General features: G+C 71.1%; 19 protein-coding genes and 1 riboswitch. Of the genes, 5 read left to right on the plus strand and 14 right to left on the minus strand.

The window, feature by feature from the left end:
* Positions 1 to 30: 30 nt before the first annotated feature.
* Positions 31 to 1,155: a tRNA 2-thiouridine(34) synthase MnmA gene (gene mnmA, locus AC07DW_RS18345; protein WP_478858681.1), complete on the minus strand. Its 1,125-nt coding sequence runs from the start codon at positions 1,153 to 1,155 to the stop codon at positions 31 to 33.
* 60 nt (positions 1,156 to 1,215) lie between these two features.
* On the opposite strand from mnmA, the gene AC07DW_RS18350 reads away from it, so the two are divergent.
* A complete protein-coding gene (locus AC07DW_RS18350) occupies positions 1,216 to 1,878 on the plus strand; it encodes an N-acetylmuramoyl-L-alanine amidase (RefSeq protein WP_478858682.1) in 663 nt (220 codons plus the stop codon).
* Here AC07DW_RS18350 and AC07DW_RS18355 read toward each other — a convergent pair.
* The 3 genes from AC07DW_RS18355 to AC07DW_RS18365 all read right to left on the minus strand — a co-directional run bounded on the left by AC07DW_RS18355 (position 1,871) and on the right by AC07DW_RS18365 (position 3,611).
* Complete coding sequence (locus tag AC07DW_RS18355) at positions 1,871 to 3,040, minus strand: cysteine desulfurase family protein (protein ID WP_478858683.1); 1,170 nt, start codon at positions 3,038 to 3,040, stop codon at positions 1,871 to 1,873. The genes AC07DW_RS18350 and AC07DW_RS18355 overlap by 8 nt on opposite strands.
* Positions 3,041 to 3,145: 105 nt before the next feature.
* Positions 3,146 to 3,454, minus strand: coding sequence for a DUF4190 domain-containing protein (locus AC07DW_RS18360; RefSeq protein WP_478858684.1), 309 nt, complete (start codon positions 3,452 to 3,454; stop codon positions 3,146 to 3,148).
* A 10-nt stretch (positions 3,455 to 3,464) separates the two neighbouring features.
* Complete coding sequence (locus AC07DW_RS18365) at positions 3,465 to 3,611, minus strand: hypothetical protein (RefSeq protein ID WP_336318598.1); 147 nt, start codon at positions 3,609 to 3,611, stop codon at positions 3,465 to 3,467.
* A 109-nt stretch (positions 3,612 to 3,720) separates the two neighbouring features.
* Here AC07DW_RS18365 and AC07DW_RS18370 point away from each other — a divergent pair, with 109 nt between their 5' ends.
* On the plus strand, positions 3,721 to 4,338 hold the full coding sequence (locus AC07DW_RS18370; RefSeq protein WP_478858685.1) for a TetR family transcriptional regulator: 618 nt from the start codon (positions 3,721 to 3,723) through the stop codon (positions 4,336 to 4,338).
* Positions 4,339 to 4,491: 153 nt separating this feature from the next.
* On the opposite strand, the gene AC07DW_RS18375 is transcribed toward AC07DW_RS18370, so the two are convergent.
* The 10 genes from AC07DW_RS18375 to AC07DW_RS18420 form a co-directional block, all read right to left on the minus strand.
* Entirely contained in the window at positions 4,492 to 5,310 is an 819-nt protein-coding gene (locus AC07DW_RS18375; RefSeq protein ID WP_478858686.1) for a thioesterase family protein, read from the minus strand.
* A gap of 25 nt (positions 5,311 to 5,335) precedes the next feature.
* Positions 5,336 to 6,016: a trimeric intracellular cation channel family protein gene (locus AC07DW_RS18380; protein ID WP_478858687.1), complete on the minus strand. Its 681-nt coding sequence runs from the start codon at positions 6,014 to 6,016 to the stop codon at positions 5,336 to 5,338.
* A gap of 321 nt (positions 6,017 to 6,337) precedes the next feature.
* Positions 6,338 to 7,549, minus strand: a complete 1,212-nt coding sequence (locus AC07DW_RS18385) for an ABC transporter ATP-binding protein (protein ID WP_478858688.1) — start codon at positions 7,547 to 7,549, stop codon at positions 6,338 to 6,340.
* On the minus strand, positions 7,546 to 8,637 hold the full coding sequence (locus AC07DW_RS18390) for an ABC transporter ATP-binding protein (protein ID WP_478858689.1): 1,092 nt from the start codon (positions 8,635 to 8,637) through the stop codon (positions 7,546 to 7,548). The genes AC07DW_RS18385 and AC07DW_RS18390 overlap by 4 nt, the downstream gene beginning before the upstream one ends.
* On the minus strand, positions 8,634 to 9,641 hold the full coding sequence (locus AC07DW_RS18395; protein WP_478858690.1) for an ABC transporter permease: 1,008 nt from the start codon (positions 9,639 to 9,641) through the stop codon (positions 8,634 to 8,636). The genes AC07DW_RS18390 and AC07DW_RS18395 overlap by 4 nt, the downstream gene beginning before the upstream one ends.
* Positions 9,642 to 9,725: 84 nt before the next feature.
* Positions 9,726 to 11,477, minus strand: coding sequence for an ABC transporter substrate-binding protein (locus AC07DW_RS18400; RefSeq protein ID WP_478858691.1), 1,752 nt, complete (start codon positions 11,475 to 11,477; stop codon positions 9,726 to 9,728).
* 84 nt (positions 11,478 to 11,561) lie between these two features.
* The gene (locus tag AC07DW_RS18405; protein WP_478858692.1) at positions 11,562 to 12,560 is read right to left on the minus strand and encodes an ABC transporter permease; all 999 of its coding nucleotides are present in this window, start codon (positions 12,558 to 12,560) and stop codon (positions 11,562 to 11,564) included.
* Positions 12,561 to 12,853: 293 nt separating this feature from the next.
* Complete coding sequence (locus tag AC07DW_RS18410; protein ID WP_478858693.1) at positions 12,854 to 13,633, minus strand: enhanced serine sensitivity protein SseB C-terminal domain-containing protein; 780 nt, start codon at positions 13,631 to 13,633, stop codon at positions 12,854 to 12,856.
* A gap of 36 nt (positions 13,634 to 13,669) precedes the next feature.
* Positions 13,670 to 14,410, minus strand: a complete 741-nt coding sequence (locus AC07DW_RS18415; RefSeq protein ID WP_478858694.1) for an enhanced serine sensitivity protein SseB — start codon at positions 14,408 to 14,410, stop codon at positions 13,670 to 13,672.
* Between the two features lie 175 nt (positions 14,411 to 14,585).
* The gene (locus AC07DW_RS18420; protein ID WP_478858695.1) at positions 14,586 to 15,251 is read right to left on the minus strand and encodes an AAA family ATPase; all 666 of its coding nucleotides are present in this window, start codon (positions 15,249 to 15,251) and stop codon (positions 14,586 to 14,588) included.
* Between the two features lie 173 nt (positions 15,252 to 15,424).
* Positions 15,425 to 15,517: riboswitch (glycine riboswitch) on the plus strand.
* Positions 15,518 to 15,671: 154 nt separating this feature from the next.
* Here AC07DW_RS18420 and gcvT point away from each other — a divergent pair.
* The 3 genes from gcvT to glyA all read left to right on the plus strand — a co-directional run bounded on the left by gcvT (position 15,672) and on the right by glyA (position 18,504).
* Positions 15,672 to 16,787: a glycine cleavage system aminomethyltransferase GcvT gene (gene gcvT / locus AC07DW_RS18425; protein WP_478858696.1), complete on the plus strand. Its 1,116-nt coding sequence runs from the start codon at positions 15,672 to 15,674 to the stop codon at positions 16,785 to 16,787.
* Between the two features lie 67 nt (positions 16,788 to 16,854).
* Positions 16,855 to 17,232 carry a glycine cleavage system protein GcvH gene (gcvH, locus tag AC07DW_RS18430; RefSeq protein WP_469236765.1) on the plus strand — a complete coding sequence of 126 codons (378 nt, stop codon included), beginning with the start codon at positions 16,855 to 16,857 and terminating at the stop codon, positions 17,230 to 17,232.
* Between the two features lie 12 nt (positions 17,233 to 17,244).
* A complete protein-coding gene (gene glyA, locus AC07DW_RS18435; RefSeq protein WP_478858697.1) occupies positions 17,245 to 18,504 on the plus strand; it encodes a serine hydroxymethyltransferase in 1,260 nt (419 codons plus the stop codon).
* Positions 18,505 to 18,715: the final 211 nt, after the last annotated feature.

The following is an 18,715-nucleotide window of genomic DNA, read 5'->3' on the forward strand; positions in this document are numbered from 1 at the left end:
GCCCGGTCAGGCGAGGTTGACGCCCGTACGTCAGGCGCTGACCGCCGTGCGGCGGGTCGTGGCGGCGATGGTGGCCGAGCCGACCACGCGGGTGCCGTCGTAGAGGACGATCGCCTGGCCGGGGGCGACACCCCGGACGGGCTTCTCGAACGTCACGCGCAGCTCGCCGTCCTCCAGGGTCGCCGTGACCGGGGTCTCGTCGCCGTGGGCGCGGAGCTGGGCCGTGTAGGCGCCGGGACCCGAGGGGGCCGTGCCGCACCAGCGGGGCTTGATGGCGGTCAGGGCGGTGACGTCGAGGGCCTCGGCGGGGCCCACCGTCACGGTGTTGTTCACGGGCGAGATGTCCAGGACGTAACGGGGCTTGCCGTCCGGGGCGGGGCGGCCGATGCGCAGGCCCTTGCGCTGGCCGATGGTGAAGCCGTACGCGCCCTCGTGGCTGCCGACCTTGGTGCCGGACTCGTCGACGATGTCGCCCTCGGCCTTGCCCAGGCGGGACGCCAGGAACCCCTGGGTGTCGCCGTCCGCGATGAAGCAGATGTCGTGGCTGTCGGGCTTCTTCGCCACGGCCAGGCCCCGCCGCTCCGCCTCGGCGCGGATCTCGTCCTTGGTGGTGAGGGTGTCGCCCAGCGGGAACATGGCGTGCGCGAGCTGCTTCTCGTCCAGGACGCCGAGGACGTACGACTGGTCCTTGGCCATGTCCGAGGCGCGGTGGAGCTCCCGGGTGCCGTCCTCGCGGGTGACGACGGTGGCGTAGTGGCCGGTGCAGACCGCGTCGAAGCCGAGGGCGAGCGCCTTGTCCAGCAGCGCCGCGAACTTGATCTTCTCGTTGCAGCGCAGGCACGGGTTGGGGGTGCGGCCGGCCTCGTACTCGGCGACGAAGTCGTCGACGACGTCCTCGCGGAACCGCTCCGCCAGGTCCCACACGTAGAACGGGATGCCGATGACGTCGGCCGCGCGGCGGGCGTCGCGCGAGTCCTCGATGGTGCAGCAGCCCCGGGCACCGGTGCGGAAGGACTGCGGGTTCGCGGACAGGGCGAGGTGCACGCCGGTGACGTCGTGGCCGGCCTCGGCGGCACGGGCGGCGGCGACGGCGGAGTCCACGCCGCCGGACATGGCGGCGAGCACGCGGAGGGGACGCTGGGGAGTCTGAGTCATAGCCCTACCAGGGTACGGGCCCCGGGAACCATGGTCGCGTGCGTATGCGTTCACGCTCACATGGGAGAGAAGAAGCCGGGCGCGGTGGGCCGTCGCGCCGTGCTGATCGGCGGCGGGGCCGCCGTCGTGGGCGCGGCGGTGCTGGCACGGGACGAGCTGCGGCGGGCCTGGTACCGGGTGCCCGGGGTGGAGAAGGACCGGGTGGAGGGGGAGCTGGACCACGCGGGCGCGGAGTGGACGGCGGCGTCGCGGGCCAACTGGCGGCGGGCGGACCGGCCGGACGACTTCACCATCGACCGGGTCGTGATCCATGTCGTCCAGGGCAGCTTCCCGACCGCTCTGAAGGTGTTCAAGGACCCGGGCCACGGTGCGGCGGCGCATTACGTCGTACGCAAGGACGGGCACGTCGCGCAGATGATCCGCGAGTTGGACGTGGCCTTCCACGCGGGCGCCCGGGACATGAACGAGCGCAGCGTCGGCATCGAGCACGAGGGGTTCGTGGACCGTCCGCAGGACTTCACGGCGGCGATGTACGCGTCGTCGGCGCGGCTCACGGCGGGGATATGCGCGCGGTACGGGATACCGGTGGACCGTGAGCACATCATCGGCCATGTGGAGGTGCGGGGCACCGACCACACCGACCCCGGTCCGCACTGGGACTGGGACCGTTACCTGAGGCTGGTACGGGCGGCCTCGGGGGCCCGGCGCACGGCGGCTAGCTGAGGCCCGCCGTGCGGGCCCGGTCCACCGCCGGGCCGATGGCCTTGGCGACCGCCTCGACGTCGGCGCGGGTCGAGGTGTGGCCGAGCGTGAAGCGGAGGGTCCCGCGCGCCAGGTCCGGGTCGGTGCCGGTGGCCAGCAGGACGTGGCTCGGCTGGGCGACGCCCGCCGTGCAGGCGGAGCCCGTGGAGCACTCGATGCCCTGGGCGTCGAGGAGCAGCAGCAGCGAGTCGCCCTCGCAGCCGGGGAAGGAGAAGTGGGCGTTGGCGGGCAGGCGGCCCGCCGGTGCCGGGTCGCCGCCGAGCACCGCGTCCGGGACGGCCGCGAGGACGGCCGCGGCCAGTTCGTCGCGCAGGGCGCCGATCTCGCGGGCGTACGACTCGCGGCGCTCGGCCGCCAGCCGTCCCGCGACCGCGAAGGCGGCGACGGCCGGGACGTCGAGGGTGCCGGAGCGGACGTGGCGCTCCTGCCCGCCGCCGTGCAGCACCGGGACGGGGCTGTACTCGCGGCCGAGGAGCAGCGCCCCGATGCCGTAGGGACCGCCGATCTTGTGGCTGGACACGGTCATGGCGGCGAGACCGGAGTCCGCGAAGCCGACCGGGACCTGGCCGAACGCCTGGACGGCGTCGGAGTGCAGCGGGACGTCGAACTCGCGGGCGACTGCGGCCAGTTCGCGTACCGGCATGAGAGTGCCGATCTCGTTGTTGGCCCACATCACGGTGGCGAGGGCGACGCTCGCCGGGTCGCGCTCGATGGCCTCGCGGAGCGCCTCGGGGTGCACGCGCCCGTGTCCGTCGACGGGCAGGTACTCGACGGTGGCGCCCTCGTGCTCGCCCAGCCAGTGCACGGCGTCGAGCACGGCGTGGTGCTCGACCGGTGAGGTCAGCACCCGGACGCGGCGCGGATCGGCGTCCCGGCGGGCCCAGTACAGGCCCTTGACGGCGAGGTTGTCCGCCTCCGTGCCACCGGAGGTCAGGACGACTTCGCTGGGACGGGCTCCGAGCGCCTCGGCGAGGGCCTCGCGGGCCTCCTCGACGGTACGGCGGGCCCGGCGGCCGGCGGCGTGCAGCGAGGACGCGTTGCCCGTCACGGCGAGCTGGGCGGTCATCGCCTCGATCGCCTCCGGCAGCATCGGAGTGGTCGCGGCGTGGTCGAGGTAAGCCATGGTGCGACGATTCTACGAGCCCGGCGGCGCGCGGTCGGCGCCGTACCGGCCTTCTCCGGCGGGAAGCCCGGCCGGCCCCACCGCGCCGCGTCACGCTCGGTCGCGTCAGGCGATGCTCCAGGACACGGTGCCGTCCAGGGTGACCAGCGCGGCGAGCACCACGAGGTCGGCGACGCCGAGACCGAGGCCGAGCAGCGCCCGCCCCCTGCGCGTGGTGCCGCGCCGGAGGGCGAGGACGGCGAGGCCGATGGCGACGGGCCCCAGCAGGATGTTCATCACCAGCAGGCCCATCAGGCCCAGGACGAACGCGGCGACGGCCATCCCGTCGGCGTCACGGACGCGGTCGCGTACGCGGCCACGCGCGCGGGTGCCGCCGTCGGCGGTGGTGCGGGATCCGTGTGCGGTGAGTGACATGGCGGCCTCCTCAGCGGTGCTGTCGTTCGCGTACGGCGAATACCAGAAGCCAGACGCCGATGACGGTGGCGGCGACGAGAGTGACCGGGACGGGCACGTGGGCCACGGTCCCGAGGACGACACCCAGCATCAGCAGGGCGGCGACGATGAAGAACATCGGTGGACCTCCCTCGAAGGGGTTGAAAGATGAACACTTGTTCACTGACTACCCAGTCTAGCGAGACTCATCACTGGACGCCCCGGAGAACGGTTGTTTACTGAATGGCATGAGTCACACCTCCGGGATCCGGCAGGCCCAGAAACAGAAGACCCGTCAGGCGCTCCTGGACGCCGCCCTCCGCCTGCTGGAGGAGCAGAGCCTGAGCAGCCTCGGTCTGCGCGAGGTGACCCGCGCGATCGGCGTCGCCCCGGCGGCCTTCTACCGGCACTTCCGCGACACCGCGGACCTCGGCGTCGCCCTTGTCGACGAGGCCCTGGACAGCCTGCACGGCATGATCCGTACGACCCTGGCGACCACCGGCGACAGCGACGAACGGATCGCCGCCACCGTCGAGTTGATCGCCGGACTCGTACGCGGGTACCCCGCTCACGTCCGATTCATCGCGCGCGAACGACACGGCGGCGTGGCGGCCGTGCGCGAGGCGATCGGCGGCCAACTCGGGCTGTTCGTCCGGGAGGTGGCCGACGAGCTGGCCAAGCACCCCGAGAGCGAGGGGTGGGAGCACGACGACCTGCTGATGCTCGCCGGACTGTACGTCGACCACATGGTGATGACCGCCTCCGAGTTCCTGGTCACACCAGAGGCCGACTGGGACCGGGTGGCGCGGACGGCCCGGCGCCGGCTGCGCCTGGTCGGCCTGGGGCGCCGCCACTGGCTGGACTGACCGTCACCCGCCGGGCGGCCAGCCCGGCGGCGCACCCGGCCACGCGCTCCGGGCGCCCACACCAAAGCGCCTCGACGTCCCGGTGGATGGCAGGCACGGGGAAGTCGAGGCGCTTTCGCGTCGGGGGATCGGAGGAGGCGTCGGCCCGGGTCGTCAGCCCCGGGGCGCGCGAGCCAGCTGGCGGGACTGGGCGACGAGCCGGTCGGCGCTGTCCCATACCTCGGCGTCCTCCTCCAGGAAGCCGCCGGCGAGGTTGCGGGTGATGATGGAGACCCGGAGCGGGCCCGGGGCGGGGCGGCAGCGTATGTGGGTGGTGAGCTCGACGGTGGGTGTCCAGCCGGTGAGGCCGAGTTCGAAGGAGGTCGGGGGCAGGGCGTCGACGGTGAGCAACAGGGAGAGCGGGTCGGGCTCGCGGCCGTCGGCCAGGCCGAACCAGGCACGCATCTCACCCTTGCCGGACGGGGCCCCGACGGCCCAGCCCAGGGTGGTGGGGTCGAGCTTGATGTCCAGGCGCTCGGTGATGGCGGAGGAGCCGGGGATGGGCGCCGGTCCGTCGGACGGGCCCAGGCAGTGCTCGCGCGGCGGGATGGCGGGCGGCTTCGCCGTCGTGCGTACGTCGTCCGGCAGGGCGTCCAGATCGCCGTAGGAGGCGAGGACCCGGATGCGCTCGACCTCGGTGCCGTCCTGCGCGTACTGGAAGAGCGAGGCCTGGCCGGTGGAGAGGGTGCGGCCGGCGCGGACCGTCTCCGTCCGTACGACCGCGGGGCCCGGCACGGACGGCGTCAGGTAGTGCGCCGAGATCGTGAACGGGTGGGGGTGCGGCAGGGCGTCACCGAGGGCGCGGCCGAGCAGCGCGAGGAGGTAGCCGCCGTTGACGGCCTGGATGATCGTCCAGCCGGCGGAGAGCTCGGCGTCGTAGACGCCGGGCTCGCGGAGGGTCACCGCGGTGTCGCGGTCGAACTCGCTGTCCATGGCGGCACAGTACAACAGGAAATTACTAAGCGGTAGCTTTCTCGGGGAGCCGCTCCTCCCTGGCCGTCGAACGCCGGTTCCAGGCACGGGGGGCGCGCCAGTGGAAGCGCATGGCCAGCAGACGCAGCAGGAACGTGGTCACGACGGCGAGCGCGCTGGTGAAAGGGTTCAGCATCTCGAAGCGGATGCAGAGCGCGACCATGGTGGCGCCCACGATCGCCGGCACCGCGTACAGGTCGCGGTCCCACCGGAGCAGGGACGGCACCTCGTTGGCCAGGACGTCGCGCAGGACGCCCCCGCCGACGCCGGTGGCCAGGCCGAGCACCGCGGAGAACGTGAGCCCGAGGCCGTGCTCGTACGCCTTGGTCGTGCCCGCGACGCAGAAGAGCCCCAGCCCGGCGGCGTCGAACACGTTCACGGCCGCCTGGGTCCGCTCGACCACCGGGTGCAGAAAGAAGACGAGCACGGTGGCTACGAGGGGCATGACGAAGTACCCCAGATCGGTGAACGCGGCGGGCGGTACGGCGCCGATGACCAGGTCCCGGAACAGCCCTCCGCCCAGCGCGGTGACCTCGGCGAGGACGGCGATGCCGAAGACGTCGAAGTTCTTGCGCACGGCGAGCAGGGCGCCGGAGATGGCGAACACGAAAATGCCGGCGAGGTCGAGCGCGTGTTGCACGGAGGGGGTGAAGAATTCCTGGAGCACCGCCCAATTGTGCCGGTTCCCCACCGGCGGCTCCGCCCCCGCCGGACGGCTACCCCCGCGCGCGTCGCCCGGCGCCCCGCCGATGGGCGGTGGCCGGGCCCGGCGGCGGCGCCGCGCCGGTGGTGCGGGCCGGCGCCGGGGACCGGTGAGCGTTGGCCGGTGAGCGTTGGCCGGTGAGCGTTGGCCGGTGCGGGCTCGCGCCGCTGGTGCGGGCCGGGTGGCGGGGCCTGCGGCGGGGGCCCGGGGCACCCCCTCACGGAGCGGCCCCCAGCGGCAACCGACGCCCGGCGGCGTGGCCCCCACGGGCCACCCCGGCGCGGGTCAGAGCTTCTTCGGGCCCTCGTCCTCCGTGGACGGCTCCGTCGCCGGGGCCGGGACCACCGGAGTCTCGGGCTTCACGGACGCCACCGGAGCGTCGGGCTCCGCCACCGCGGCCGCGGGCTCCGCCGTCGGGACCTTCGTGGCGGCGACGATCTCGATCGCCTCGCCCGCCGAGGCCAGCGCGGTGTCGCCCGGCACCTGGTCCGGGGCGTTCTCCGGGTGATGGCACGCCACCCGGCGGCCCGGGGCCAGCTCCAGCAGCGGCGGCTCCTGCGTCGTGCAGACCTGCGTCGCCTTCCAGCACCGGGTGTGGAACCGGCACCCGCTGGGCGGCGAGATCGGCGACGGCACGTCGCCCTTGAGGAGGATCCGCTCGCTCTTGGCGCCCCGGCGCCTCGGGTCCGGCACCGGAACCGCCGACATCAGCGCCTTGGTGTACGGGTGCATCGGCGCCTCGTACAGCGAGGTGCGGTCCGCCAGCTCCACGATCTTGCCCAGGTACATCACCGCGATCCGGTCCGACACGTGCCGGATGACCGACAGGTCGTGCGCGATGATCACGTAGGTGAGGCCCAGCTCGTCCTGGAGGTCGTCCAGCAGGTTCACCACCTGCGCCTGGATCGACACGTCCAGCGCCGAGACCGGCTCGTCCGCGACGACGAGCCGCGGCTTGAGGGCGAGAGCACGGGCGATCCCGATGCGCTGGCGCTGACCGCCGGAGAACTCGTGCGGGTAGCGGTTGTAGTGCTCGGGGCTGAGCCCCACCCGCTCCAGGAGCCCCTGGACCTCCTTCTTGACCCCGCCCTCGGGCTCGACGCCCTGGAGCCGGAACGGCGCGGAGACGATCGAGCCGATGGTGTGCCGGGGGTTCAGCGAACCGTACGGGTCCTGGAAGATCATCTGGATGTCGCGCCGCAGCGGCCGCATCCCACCGGTGCTCAGGTGCGTGATGTCGGTGCCGTCGAACTCGACCTTCCCGCCGCTGGGCTCCAGCAGCCGGGTGATCAGCCGGCCCATCGTCGACTTTCCGCAGCCGGACTCGCCGACCACGCCGAGGGTCTCGCCCCGGCGCACCTCGAAGTCGATGCCGTCGACCGCCTTGACGGCGCCGACCTGCCGCTGGAGCAGGCCCTTCTTGATGGGGAAGTGTTTGACCAGGCCCTCGACCTTGAGCAGGGGGCCGGAGTCGGTACGCGTCGGTTCGTTGGTCACAGCTTCGGCGCAATCTCTTCGGTCCAGATCCGCGTGCGCTCCGCCTGGTCCATGTGGCAGGCCGAGAAGTGGCCGGAGCCCACCTCACGCAGTTCCGGACGCTCGGTGCGGGTGATCCCGTCCTTGGGCACGTCCGCGTACGGACAGCGCGGGTTGAACGCGCAGCCGCCCGGCACGTTGATCAGGGACGGCGGCTGACCCTTGACCGGGATGAGCCGGTCGGTCTGCTCGCGGTCGATGCGGGGCATCGAGCCGAGGAGGCCCCAGGTGTAGGGGTGCTGCGGCTCGTAGAAGATCCTCTCGACCGGGCCGCGCTCCACGCACCGGCCGCCGTACATCACCAGGATGTCGTCGGCGATCTCGGCCACCACGCCGAGGTCGTGCGTGATGATGACGACCGCCGAGCCGAACTCCTTCTGGAGGTCGCGGATGAGGTCGAGGATCTGCGCCTGGACGGTGACGTCCAGCGCGGTCGTCGGCTCGTCGGCGATCAGCAGCTCGGGGTTGTTGACCAGCGCCATGGCGATCATCGCGCGCTGGCGCATACCGCCGGAGAACTCGTGCGGGTAGGCGTCGACGCGCTTGCCGGGCTCGGGAATGCCGACGCGGTCCAGCAGCTCGATGGCGCGGGCCCGGGCGACCTTCTTGGTCACCTTGTTGTGGATGCGGTACGCCTCCACGATCTGGTTGCCGATCGTGTAGTACGGGTGCATCGCGGACAGCGGGTCCTGGAAGATCATCGCCATGTCGCGGCCCCGCAGCCGCCGCACCTCGTCGGGGTCGGCGCTCACCAGTTCCTTGCCGTCGAGCCAGATCTCGCCGCTCATCCGCACGTTCTTGCCGCGCGCGCCGAGCCGGTGCAGGCCCATGATGGCGAGCGATGTGACGGACTTGCCGGAGCCGGACTCGCCGACGACGCCGAGGGTCTTGCCCTTCTCCAGCTGGAAGGAGAGCCCGTCCACGGACTTCACCAGACCGTCGTCGGTCGGGAAGTGCACCTTCAGGTCGCGTACGTCGAGGAAGGCACGCGGCTCGGAGGAGCCGGGGCGGTCCTCCACCACGGCGCCGGTCTTGGACAGTTCGGTCATGACACCCTCACGCGCGGGTCGACGACGGCGTACAGAAGGTCAACCACGAGGTTGAGGAAGACGACGAAGAACGCCGCGAGGAGTGTGACGCCGAGGATCGGCGGCAGGTCGTTGGCGACGATCGACTGCACCGCGTACTCGCCGATGCCGTGCAGCGAGTACACCGACTCGGTGATGACGGCGCCGCCGAGCAGCAGGCCGATGTCCATGCCGAAGACGGTGACGATCGGGGTGAGCGCGGCCCGCAGGCCGTGCTTGGCGACGACCCGGCGCTCCCGCATGCCCTTGGCGCGGGCGGTGCGGATGAAGTCCTCGCTCATCGCCTCCAGCATCCCCGACCGGGTGAGACGGGCGTAGATCGCCGCGTACAGCAGGGCGAGCGAGCACCACGGCAGGAAGAGGGTGTTGGCCCACTGCGACGGGTTCTCGGTGAACGGGACGTACGTCCGCCCGAAGATCTCCAGCTCGTAGCTGAACAGCAGGAGGAAGAGCTGGGCGGTGAAGAAGATCGGCAGCGAGACGCCGGCGAGCGCGCCGCCCATGGCGGCCCGGTCGAAGAACGAGCCGGGCTTGAGGGCGGAGATGACACCGACGACGATGCCGGAGACCAGCCACAGCACGGCCGCGCCGACGGCGAGGGAGATGGTGACCGGCAGACGGTCGACCAGCTCGGGCCAGACCTCCAGGTTGGTCTTGAAGGAGTAGCCGAAGCAGGGCATGTCGCACCGGACGGTGCTGGGGCCCCGCTCGTAGGTGGCGCCGGAGACGATCCCCCTGATGAAGTCCCAGTACTGGACGTATACCGGTTCGTCGAGGCCAAGGTTCCGCTTGACCGCTGCGATGTCCGCGGGCGTGGGGTTCTTGCCGATGTACTGCTGGGCCAGCTGATCGACCGTCTGGCCGGCCAGCTTCGGCAGGATGAAGAAGATGCCGAAGGTGACCGCCGTGACGACCAGCAGCAGGATCACTGCCGCGATCAGACGGCGGATGATGTACGAGATCACGGGGACCGGCGCCGATGCCCGCGGGCCGCGTCGCGCTGAACGCGGAGGCCCGCGGGCACCAATGCCTTCACCTGCCTTCCGGGGCTACTTCTTCGTGGTACCGATGTTGAGGTAGTCGTACTGACCGCTCCAGGCCGCCGAGGCGGTCATGTTGGTGCCGTGCGGCGAGCGGTAGTTCAGGACCTTGAAGTACGACAGCGGGACGATGGCCGCCTGCTCCATGACCTTCTTGTCGACCTGGACGTACGCCGCCTTGCGGGCGCTCTCGTCCGTGTTGGCGATGGCGTCGTCCAGCAGCTTGTTGATCGCCGGGTCGTTCAGCTCCGACAGGTTGGTGTTGCCGGACTGGCCGATGGCCTTGCCGTGGACGACCTGCTGGAGGAAGCCGTAGCCGGTCGGCCAGTCGGCACCCCACTGCATCATCATCAGGCCGATGTTCTCCTTCTTGGTGAAGGACGGGACACCGGCGTAGTCGGAGAAGTACTTCGACGAGGGGTACTGCTTGATCTTGGCGTCGATGCCGACCTTCTTCAGCGACGCGACGACGGCGGTGGCGGCGTCGACCTCGGTCTGGCGGTCGCTGCGCGCGGAGATGAAGGTGGAGATCTTCTCCTGGCCGCAGGCCTTCAGGTGCTGCTTGGCCTTGGCGACGTCGCCCTTGTTGCCCTCGGTCGCGTACAGGTCGAACTTCTCGTGGCCGGGGAGGTCGTTCGGCATCACCGTGCTGGCGATGTCACCTCGGATCGGGCCGCCCATCGAGGTCTGCACGGAGACCTTGTCGATGGCGTACTGCACGGCCTTGCGGCACTCGACGTTGTCGAACGGCTTCACCTTGGTGTTGATCGCCGTGTAGACGAGCCGGCCGCCGTAGGTGTTGTCGGTGTTGGCCTTGAGGTCTTCCTTGGACAGGATCTGGGCCTGGGTCTGGGCGTCGACGCCACCGCCCTTGAGGTCGGCGACGATGTCGCCGGACATCAGGTCCTTGTCGATGGTGGCCTGGTTGACCTTCAGGTTCAGGACGATCTTGTCCGGGTACTGCTTGCGCAGCGGGTCGGTCTTGGCGTCCCAGTGCTCGTTGCGGACGAGGACGACCTGCTTGCCGTCCTGGTACGTCTCGAACTTGTAGGAGCCCGAGGAGGCGACGGACTTGGTGTAGTCCGAGCCCTTGTCCTTGGCCTTCGGCACCGGGGCGGTCTGCGGGGCGCTGACCAGGTAGTCGAAGTCCGCGAACGGCTTGTTGAGCTTGAAGACGATGGTGTGGTCGTCCGGCGTCTGGATGGACGCGAGGCCCTTGTCGCTCTTGTCCTTGTACGGACCCTTGTACTTGGCCGGGTCGGCGAGGAGCTGCTGGAAGTAGTTCGGACCGTTGGACAGCACGTCACGCGCGAAGTTGGAGCGCTCGACGGCGTACTTGACGTCCTTGGCCGTGACCGGCGTGCCGTCGTCGTACTTGACACCCTTGCGGATCTTGTACGTCCAGGTCTTGCCGCCGTCGCTGGGGACACCCATGCCCTCGGCGAGGTCGGCGACGAGCTCGTTGCCCTTCTCGCCGGGGCCCGGCTTGAAGGTGGTCAGCGGGCGCGCGTACAGGCGGCTGAAGTTGTAGAGGAACGAGTAGTACGTGTTGCCCGGGTCGAACGACTCGGGGGCGTCGGCCATCGCGTAGGTGACCGTGCCGCCCTTCTTGTCCGAGACGTTGACGACACCGGTCGTCGCGGCGTTCGCCTTGGCATTGCCCTTGGCACTCGAGTCGCCGTCGTCCGCCTTGCTGCAGCCCGCGAGGAGCAGGCTGGCACTGCTGACGACCGCGATGGCGGCCACTGCTGACCTTCGCATATGCGTCGAACTCCCCTTTTTATTCGGAAAATTGTCGGTACGTTCCTGACCGGTGGCGCGGCCGCCGGGATGACGTGGCAGACGTCAGCGGCTGCGCGGGTCGAGGGCGTCCCGAAGGCCATCACCGAGCAGGTTGAAGGCCAGTACGGTGATGAAGATCGCGAGGCCGGGGACGAGCATGAACTGCGGGTCGACCTGGAAGAAGTTGACCGCCTCCCTCAGCATGCCGCCCCACGAAGCCTGCGGTGGCTGGATTCCGACGCCGAGGAAGCTGAGCGACGCCTCGAAGATGATGTTGGTCGGAATGAGCAGCGTCGCGTAGACGGTGATCGGCCCCACGAGGTTCGGGAGCAGCTCGCGGAAGAGGATGTACGGACCCCGGGCTCCCATCCCGCGCGAGGCGTCGATGAACTCCCGCTCCCGCAGGGCCAGGGTCTGACCGCGCACGATACGGGCCATGTAGGGCCAGTTGAAGAACCCGATGACGAAGATCAGCACCCCGATGTGCAGGGGCAGGCCCTCCAGGCCGAAGGCACCACCCTGGAGCGTCGCCGAGATGGCGATGGCGAACAGCAGCAGCGGGAACGCCAGGAACGTGTCCATCAGCCGGCTGACGACGGTGTCCACCCGGCCGCCGTAGTACCCGGCGATCAGGCCGAGGACCACGCCGATGGCGTTGGACAGGATCGTCGCGCCGAAGGCGACGACCAGCGAGACCCAGGAGCCTTCGAGGATGCGGGCGAGGATGTCGCGGCCGAACTTGGGGTCGACGCCCAGCGGGTGGTCCCAGCTCATCCCGCCGAAACCCCCCTTGGGGAGCGAGGTGTTGGGGTCGACCAGGTCCTGCTGGAAGGCGTTCGGGTCCAGGCCCAGCAGCGACTGGAGCGGCCGGGACAGCAGGGCGATCAGGATGAGCAGGATGACGACGACTCCGCCGGTCACCGCCAGCTTGTCCCGCTTGAAGCGGGTCCAGGCGATCTGCCCGAGTGAACGACCTTCGATCTCCTTGGACTTGACGCCGTCAAGTACGGCCTCAGGCGCCGCCTCGGCCTGTGATCCGGTGGTCTCAATGGGTGCGGTCATCGTCCCTCGTGCTCGCCGTGCCGACGGTCGCCGACAGTGCTCGACGGACCGCCCGGGTCTGCGGCACGGTCCGTTCCAGGGATGCGCGAACGCGCTGCACGCATGTGCGACCACCCCTGGTTGGGGGGAGTCTTCAATGGGTTCACGATCACCCGCCAGACCTCACGGGGAATGTTTGCGCAACCGTGATGCGGGTCGGCGGCTTCCGTTATCCGGACGAGGTGATCGCCTCAGCGGACCAACTCGGCCGCTAATCCACCGAAACGGACAGGCGGGACGGACCAGTTCCGCGGTCAGGCCCGGGGCGGGTAGCCGTAGCCGGTGGCGGGTACGACGGGGGCGGTGGCGTGCGCCTCGCGGTCGTAGAAGGGTCGGGCGTTGGCCCGCAGCCACATCGTCACCGGGTCGTACTCGTCGGACATCGCGACCGTGGAGACGGGCAGGCCGTCGGGGACGGCGGCGATGGACTGCTGCATCATCGCGCGCACCGCGTCGACGGACGCCTGGCCGGTGTCGTACAGGTCCAGGCCGATCGCGAGGTACGGGGTGCCGAGGGCCGGCTGGACCCAGGCGCGGCGCAGCGAGCGGACGGCGGGGGTGCGGTGGGCGTTCTGGGTGAGCAGGGCGTAGAACTGCGGGATCTGGATGCCCGGCTCGGACAGCTTCAGCGGGCCGGCGGGCATCCGGTCGAGGCCGGTGGCGATACGGCGCAGGTCGGGCCACGGGATGCCGACGCCGCCGCCCGGCGCGTGCGGGTTGAGCCAGATGCCCCAGCGGTCGGGGTAGAGGGCGCGGGCGATGTCGCGGCCGCCGATGACCTCGTGGGCGCGGTTCCAGCCGGAGACGGCGAGCTCCTGGGCGGAGGTGACGCACGGGGCGTACCCGAGGCCGTCGACCTCCATGTTGCCGTACTGGGCGTCGGGCGAGCCGGCCTGGCCGTGCCAGAGCAGCATCCACAGCCGGCCGTCGGCGAGGGCGTGCAGGAGCCGCTCGTACGCGTCGTAGCGCCCGGGCGTCACCTGGCTCAGCATGTGCTCGACCTGCCCGGCCGCCGCGGTGCCTGACGCGCTCACCCTGGGTCCCGCCCCTCTTCCGTCCACCCGACCAGCTTATGCGTGCCCGCGCCGGTAGAAGGGTCGTATCTTCTCCAGCATCCAGTCGCCCACCGGGTCCTGCGCTATGTCGAGCAGGACCAGGTTGACCGGCCACGGCACCGGTGTCCGGCCGAGCGCCCGGCCGAGGGCGTCCATCGGTACGTTACGGTCGGCGCCCTCCCAGGAGGAGAGCTGTACGCCGACGAACAGGGTCGGGCTGTCGCCCTCGATGCTGGCCAGGCAGCGGCGGGCGGTCAGGACCGTGGCGGTCGCGTCGAACTCGGCGGCCGCGGCCGCCAGGAAGTCGACCGGGTCCTCCTGCCAGTCCGGCTCGAACAGGCGTACGCGGGCGCCGCTCGCCGGCCCGTCCAGCGGGGTGCGGCCGGTCCGGCACAGCTCGGCGACGGCGGGCGGCGGCAGGGGCGCGCCGACGGCACCGCCCGGGTTCACCGCGATGCCGAGCTGGGGCGGCAGGCCGCGCGCGAACTCGACCGCCGGGGCGACGGCGTACGCCATGTGGGCGCCGACGCACTGGGCGAACTGCGCCTCGGAGCTGAAGACCGGCACGTACGCCTGGCCGTCGATCTCCAGGGTCGGCAGGTCCAGGTTCGGGCTGTCGGGCGAGCCGCCGCCCGGCAGGGGCACCCAGACGTGGCTGCGGCCCAGTACCTCGACGATCCGCCCTCCGGCCGCGGGGTTGCCGAGCGAGGCGGCGAGCACCTCTTCCAGTTCGTTGCCCGGCCATGCAGTGTCCACTGGTGCTCCTGGTCCTTCCCGCGCGTGCGTGTCGCTGCCCGCAGCACCCTAACGCGGGGCACCCGGGCGGCGGACCGGCGGAACGTGCTCCGGGCCGGCGCGGACGTGCGGGGGCCGGCGCGGACGTGCGGGGGCCGGCGCGGACGCGATCCCGGTCGGCGGAACGTGCTCCGGGTCAGCCGAACGTGATCCGGGTCAGCGCCGACGCCGCGGGCCGGTCCATCAGCACGGCGGACGCGCACCCGCGCGGCACCACGCCCCGCTCCGCGTCCCGCACCAGCCGCCCCACCGCCCTGCGGTGCCGCCCGAAGGCGTACCCGGACACGCCGCGGCCCCGCTCGCGCTGGCCCTCCCGCGCGGTGCCGGGCGGGACGTCCAGCAGGAGCAGGTGCAGGGATCTGCCGCGCCGGGCGGCCTCCCGGGCCAGCCAGCGCCGCACCCAGGCCTGCGTACCGCAGTCGTGGACGACGACGCTCCGCCCCGAGCGCAGCGCCCGCCGCAGCCCCGCGTAGTGCGCGATCCGGACGAGGGGGCGGTAGACCGCGTACGGCAGTGGCCCCGGCACCCGGTGCTCCCACCGCTCGCGGGCGTCCTGCGAGTCGATGCCGCGGTCCTGGGCCGTCCGGGCGATCAGCGTGGACTTGCCGCTGCCCGGCAGCCCCGAGACCACCACCAGGTCACCGGCCGCGAAGGTCAGCGTCCGGGGTACCCGGCCGTGCCTGTCCCGCAGGTCGCGCACGACCGGCAACGCGCCGGCCGCCGCACGGCCCCGCGCGGGCAGGCCCGGCTGGGCGGGCACGCCCGCGGTCGTCGCGTACGCCCCGCTCCGCTGCAACGTCATCGCTACTCCCCCTGCTCGGACCCTGTCGGGTCCCTGGGTCGGCTGACCCGACCCTTGCCCAAGAAGTGTAAAGAAAGGGTAATAAGCCACAAGCGATTTGCCGAGGAGATGCCTCGTGCAATGATGTGCGCGCCGACGCACACCGTTGCGCGCACAACCGCATACCGGCCGCTTGAATCCGCGCGGGAGAGTCCCGGGTCCCGCCCGGGCGCCGAAGGAGCAAGTTCCTCCCTTGAATCTCTCAGGCCCCGTACCGCGTGGATGAGGCAGATCTGAAAAGCGGGCCGCCGTGGCGGCTCCACCCAAGGTGCAAGCCGAAGGCCGTCCCCGCGCGGTCACGGTGAACCTCTCAGGTTCCGATGACAGATGGGGAGGATCGTCTTCGAGCCATGCCCGTCCTGGGACCTGGGAGTCACATCCATGAGCACTGCCCCCCGCCTGACCGCCCTCGATGCCGCGCATCGCGCGCTGGGCGCGACCATGACCGACTTCGCGGGCTGGGACATGCCGCTGCGGTACGGGAGTGAGCGCGACGAGCACAACGCCGTCCGTACCAAGGCCGGACTGTTCGACCTCTCCCACATGGGTGAGATCACCGTCACCGGTCCGCAGGCCGCGGACTTCCTGGACTTCGCGCTCGTCGGCAACATCGGCAGCGTCGGTGTCGGCCGCGCCCGCTACACGATGATCTGCCGCGAGGACGGCGGCATCCTCGACGACCTGATCGTGTACCGGCTCCAGGAGCGGGAGTACATGGTCGTCGCCAACGCCTCCAACGCGCAGGTCGTCCTGGACGCGCTCACCGCCCGCGCCGCCGGTTTCGACGCCGTCGTACGGGACGACCGCGACGCGTACGCGCTGCTCGCCGTCCAGGGCCCGGAGTCCCCCGGCATCCTGAAGTCGCTCACCGACGCCGACCTGGACGGGCTGAAGTACTACGCGGGCCTGCCGGGCACCGTCGCGGGCGTGCCCGCGCTGATCGCCCGTACCGGCTACACGGGCGAGGACGGCTTCGAGCTGTTCGTGGAGCCGCGGTACGCGGAGAAGCTGTGGCAGGCGCTGCTGGAGGCGGGCGCCCCCGTGGGCCTGATCCCGTGCGGGCTGTCCTGCCGCGACACGCTGCGCCTGGAGGCGGGCATGCCGCTGTACGGGCACGAGCTGACGACGTCCCTCACCCCGTTCGACGCGGGCCTGGGCCGGGTCGTCAAGTTCGAGAAGGAAGGCGACTTCGTGGGCCGCGAGGCGCTGACGGACGCCGCCGAGCGGGCCGGGACCGCCCCGCCGCGCAAGCTCGTGGGCCTGGTCGCCGAGGGCCGCCGCGTCCCGCGCGCCGGCATGTCCGTGGTCGCCGGGGGCGAGGTCGTCGGCGAGATCACCTCCGGCGCCCCGTCGCCGACGCTGGGCAGGCCGATCGCCATGGCGTACGTGGACGCGGCGCACGCCGAACCGGGCTCCGCGGGGGTCGGAGTCGACATCCGCGGTACCCATGAGCCGTACGAGGTCGTGGCGCTGCCCTTCTACAAGCGCCAGAAGTGACCACCCGCACCACACCCAGCACTCCCCCGTTCACCAGCACTCCCCCGCGTACAGGAGAATTCCAGTCATGAGCAACCCCCAGCAGCTGCGCTACAGCAAGGAGCACGAGTGGCTGTCGGCCGCCGAGGACGGCGTCTCGACGGTCGGCATCACGGAGCACGCGGCGAACGCCCTCGGCGACGTCGTGTACGTCCAGCTCCCGGCGGTCGGCGACACGGTGACCGCGGGCGAGACCTGTGGTGAGCTGGAGTCGACCAAGTCCGTCAGCGACCTGTACTCGCCGGTGACCGGTGAGGTCGTCGAGGCGAACCAGGACGTCGTCGACGACCCGTCGCTGGTGAACACCGCCCCGTTCGAGGGCGGCTGGCTGTTCAAGGTACGCGTCGCGGACGAGCCGAAGGACCTGCTCTCCGCCGACGAGTACACCGAGTTCTCCGGCAGCTAAGGACCCTCCCCGATGTCGCTTCTGAACACCCCTCTCCACGAGCTGGACCCGGACGTCGCCGCCGCCGTCGACGCCGAGCTCCACCGCCAGCAGTCCACCCTCGAGATGATCGCCTCGGAGAACTTCGCTCCGGTGGCGGTCATGGAGGCCCAGGGCTCCGTCCTGACCAACAAGTACGCCGAGGGCTACCCCGGCCGCCGGTACTACGGCGGCTGCGAGCACGTCGACGTCGTCGAGCAGATCGCGATCGACCGCATCAAGGCGCTGTTCGGCGCCGAGCACGCCAACGTCCAGCCGCACTCGGGCGCCCAGGCCAACGCCGCCGCGATGTTCGCGCTGCTGAAGCCGGGCGACACGATCATGGGTCTGAACCTCGCCCACGGCGGGCACCTGACCCACGGCATGAAGATCAACTTCTCGGGCAAGCTCTACAACGTCGTCCCGTACCACGTCGACGACGCGACCGGCCAGGTCGACATGGCCGAGGTCGAGCGCCTGGCCAAGGAGTCCAAGCCGAAGCTGATCGTCGCCGGCTGGTCCGCCTACCCCCGTCAGCTGGACTTCGCCGCCTTCCGCCGCATCGCGGACGAGGTCGGCGCGTACCTGATGGTCGACATGGCCCACTTCGCGGGCCTGGTCGCGGCCGGGCTGCACCCCAACCCGGTGCCGCACGCCCATGTGGTCACCACCACGACCCACAAGACGCTGGGCGGCCCGCGCGGCGGCGTCATCCTGTCCACGGCCGAGCTCGCCAAGAAGATCAACTCGGCGGTCTTCCCCGGCCAGCAGGGCGGCCCGCTGGAGCACGTGATCGCCGCCAAGGCGGTCTCGTTCAAGGTCGCGGCGAGCGAGGAGTTCAAGGAGCGCCAGCAGCGCACCCTGGACGGCGCCCGCATCCTGGCCGAGCGCCTGGTCAGGGACGACGTCAGGGAGCACGGCGTGTCCGTGCTGTCCGGGGGCACCGACGTGCACCTGGTCCTGGTGGACCTGCGCAACAGCGAGCTGGACGGCCAGCAGGCCGAGGACCGGCTCCACGAGGTCGGCATCACCGTCAACCGCAACGCGATCCCGAACGACCCGCGGCCCCCGATGGTCACCTCGGGCCTGCGGATCGGCACCCCGGCCCTGGCCACCCGCGGCTTCCAGGCCGAGGACTTCGCCGAGGTCGCCGACATCATCGCCGAGGCGCTGAAGCCGGCGTACGACGCGGACGCCCTCAAGGCCCGGGTGTCGGCCCTCGCCGCGAAGCACCCGCTTTACCCTGGTCTGTAGCCCTTACGGCGTTACGTACGTAACAGACTGATCTGCGGGGCACCGCGCACACTGGAGGTGAGTGCGGTGCCCCGTGTCTTGCCCCCGCAACGCCGCTTTGTCCCGCACCACCCCCGTTGTCCCCGCACCACCCCCGTTGTCCCCGCACCACCCCCGTTGTCCCTGCACCACCCCGGCAGACAGCGACGTCTTCCCACCAAGGAGTTCCCCC

Source organism: Streptomyces sp. NPDC045701 (genome assembly GCF_056432045.1).

Excerpts from the sequence above, each read along its gene's own strand:
- AC07DW_RS18420 (WP_478858695.1), bottom strand. The coding sequence starts at position 15,251 with ATGACGTTGCAGCGGAGCGGGGCGTACGCGACGACCGCGGGCGTGCCC.
- mnmA (WP_478858681.1), bottom strand. The coding sequence starts at position 1,155 with ATGACTCAGACTCCCCAGCGTCCCCTCCGCGTGCTCGCCGCCATGTCC.
- AC07DW_RS18355 (WP_478858683.1), bottom strand. The coding sequence starts at position 3,040 with ATGGCTTACCTCGACCACGCCGCGACCACTCCGATGCTGCCGGAGGCG.
- gcvT (WP_478858696.1), top strand. The coding sequence starts at position 15,672 with ATGAGCACTGCCCCCCGCCTGACCGCCCTCGATGCCGCGCATCGCGCG.
- AC07DW_RS18390 (WP_478858689.1), bottom strand. The coding sequence starts at position 8,637 with ATGACCGAACTGTCCAAGACCGGCGCCGTGGTGGAGGACCGCCCCGGC.
- AC07DW_RS18360 (WP_478858684.1), bottom strand. The coding sequence starts at position 3,454 with ATGTCACTCACCGCACACGGATCCCGCACCACCGCCGACGGCGGCACC.
- AC07DW_RS18350 (WP_478858682.1), top strand. The coding sequence starts at position 1,216 with ATGGGAGAGAAGAAGCCGGGCGCGGTGGGCCGTCGCGCCGTGCTGATC.
- glyA (WP_478858697.1), top strand. The coding sequence starts at position 17,245 with ATGTCGCTTCTGAACACCCCTCTCCACGAGCTGGACCCGGACGTCGCC.
- AC07DW_RS18375 (WP_478858686.1), bottom strand. The coding sequence starts at position 5,310 with ATGGACAGCGAGTTCGACCGCGACACCGCGGTGACCCTCCGCGAGCCC.
- AC07DW_RS18370 (WP_478858685.1), top strand. The coding sequence starts at position 3,721 with ATGAGTCACACCTCCGGGATCCGGCAGGCCCAGAAACAGAAGACCCGT.
- gcvH (WP_469236765.1), top strand. The coding sequence starts at position 16,855 with ATGAGCAACCCCCAGCAGCTGCGCTACAGCAAGGAGCACGAGTGGCTG.
- AC07DW_RS18400 (WP_478858691.1), bottom strand. The coding sequence starts at position 11,477 with ATGCGAAGGTCAGCAGTGGCCGCCATCGCGGTCGTCAGCAGTGCCAGC.
- AC07DW_RS18365 (WP_336318598.1), bottom strand. The coding sequence starts at position 3,611 with ATGTTCTTCATCGTCGCCGCCCTGCTGATGCTGGGTGTCGTCCTCGGG.
- AC07DW_RS18405 (WP_478858692.1), bottom strand. The coding sequence starts at position 12,560 with ATGACCGCACCCATTGAGACCACCGGATCACAGGCCGAGGCGGCGCCT.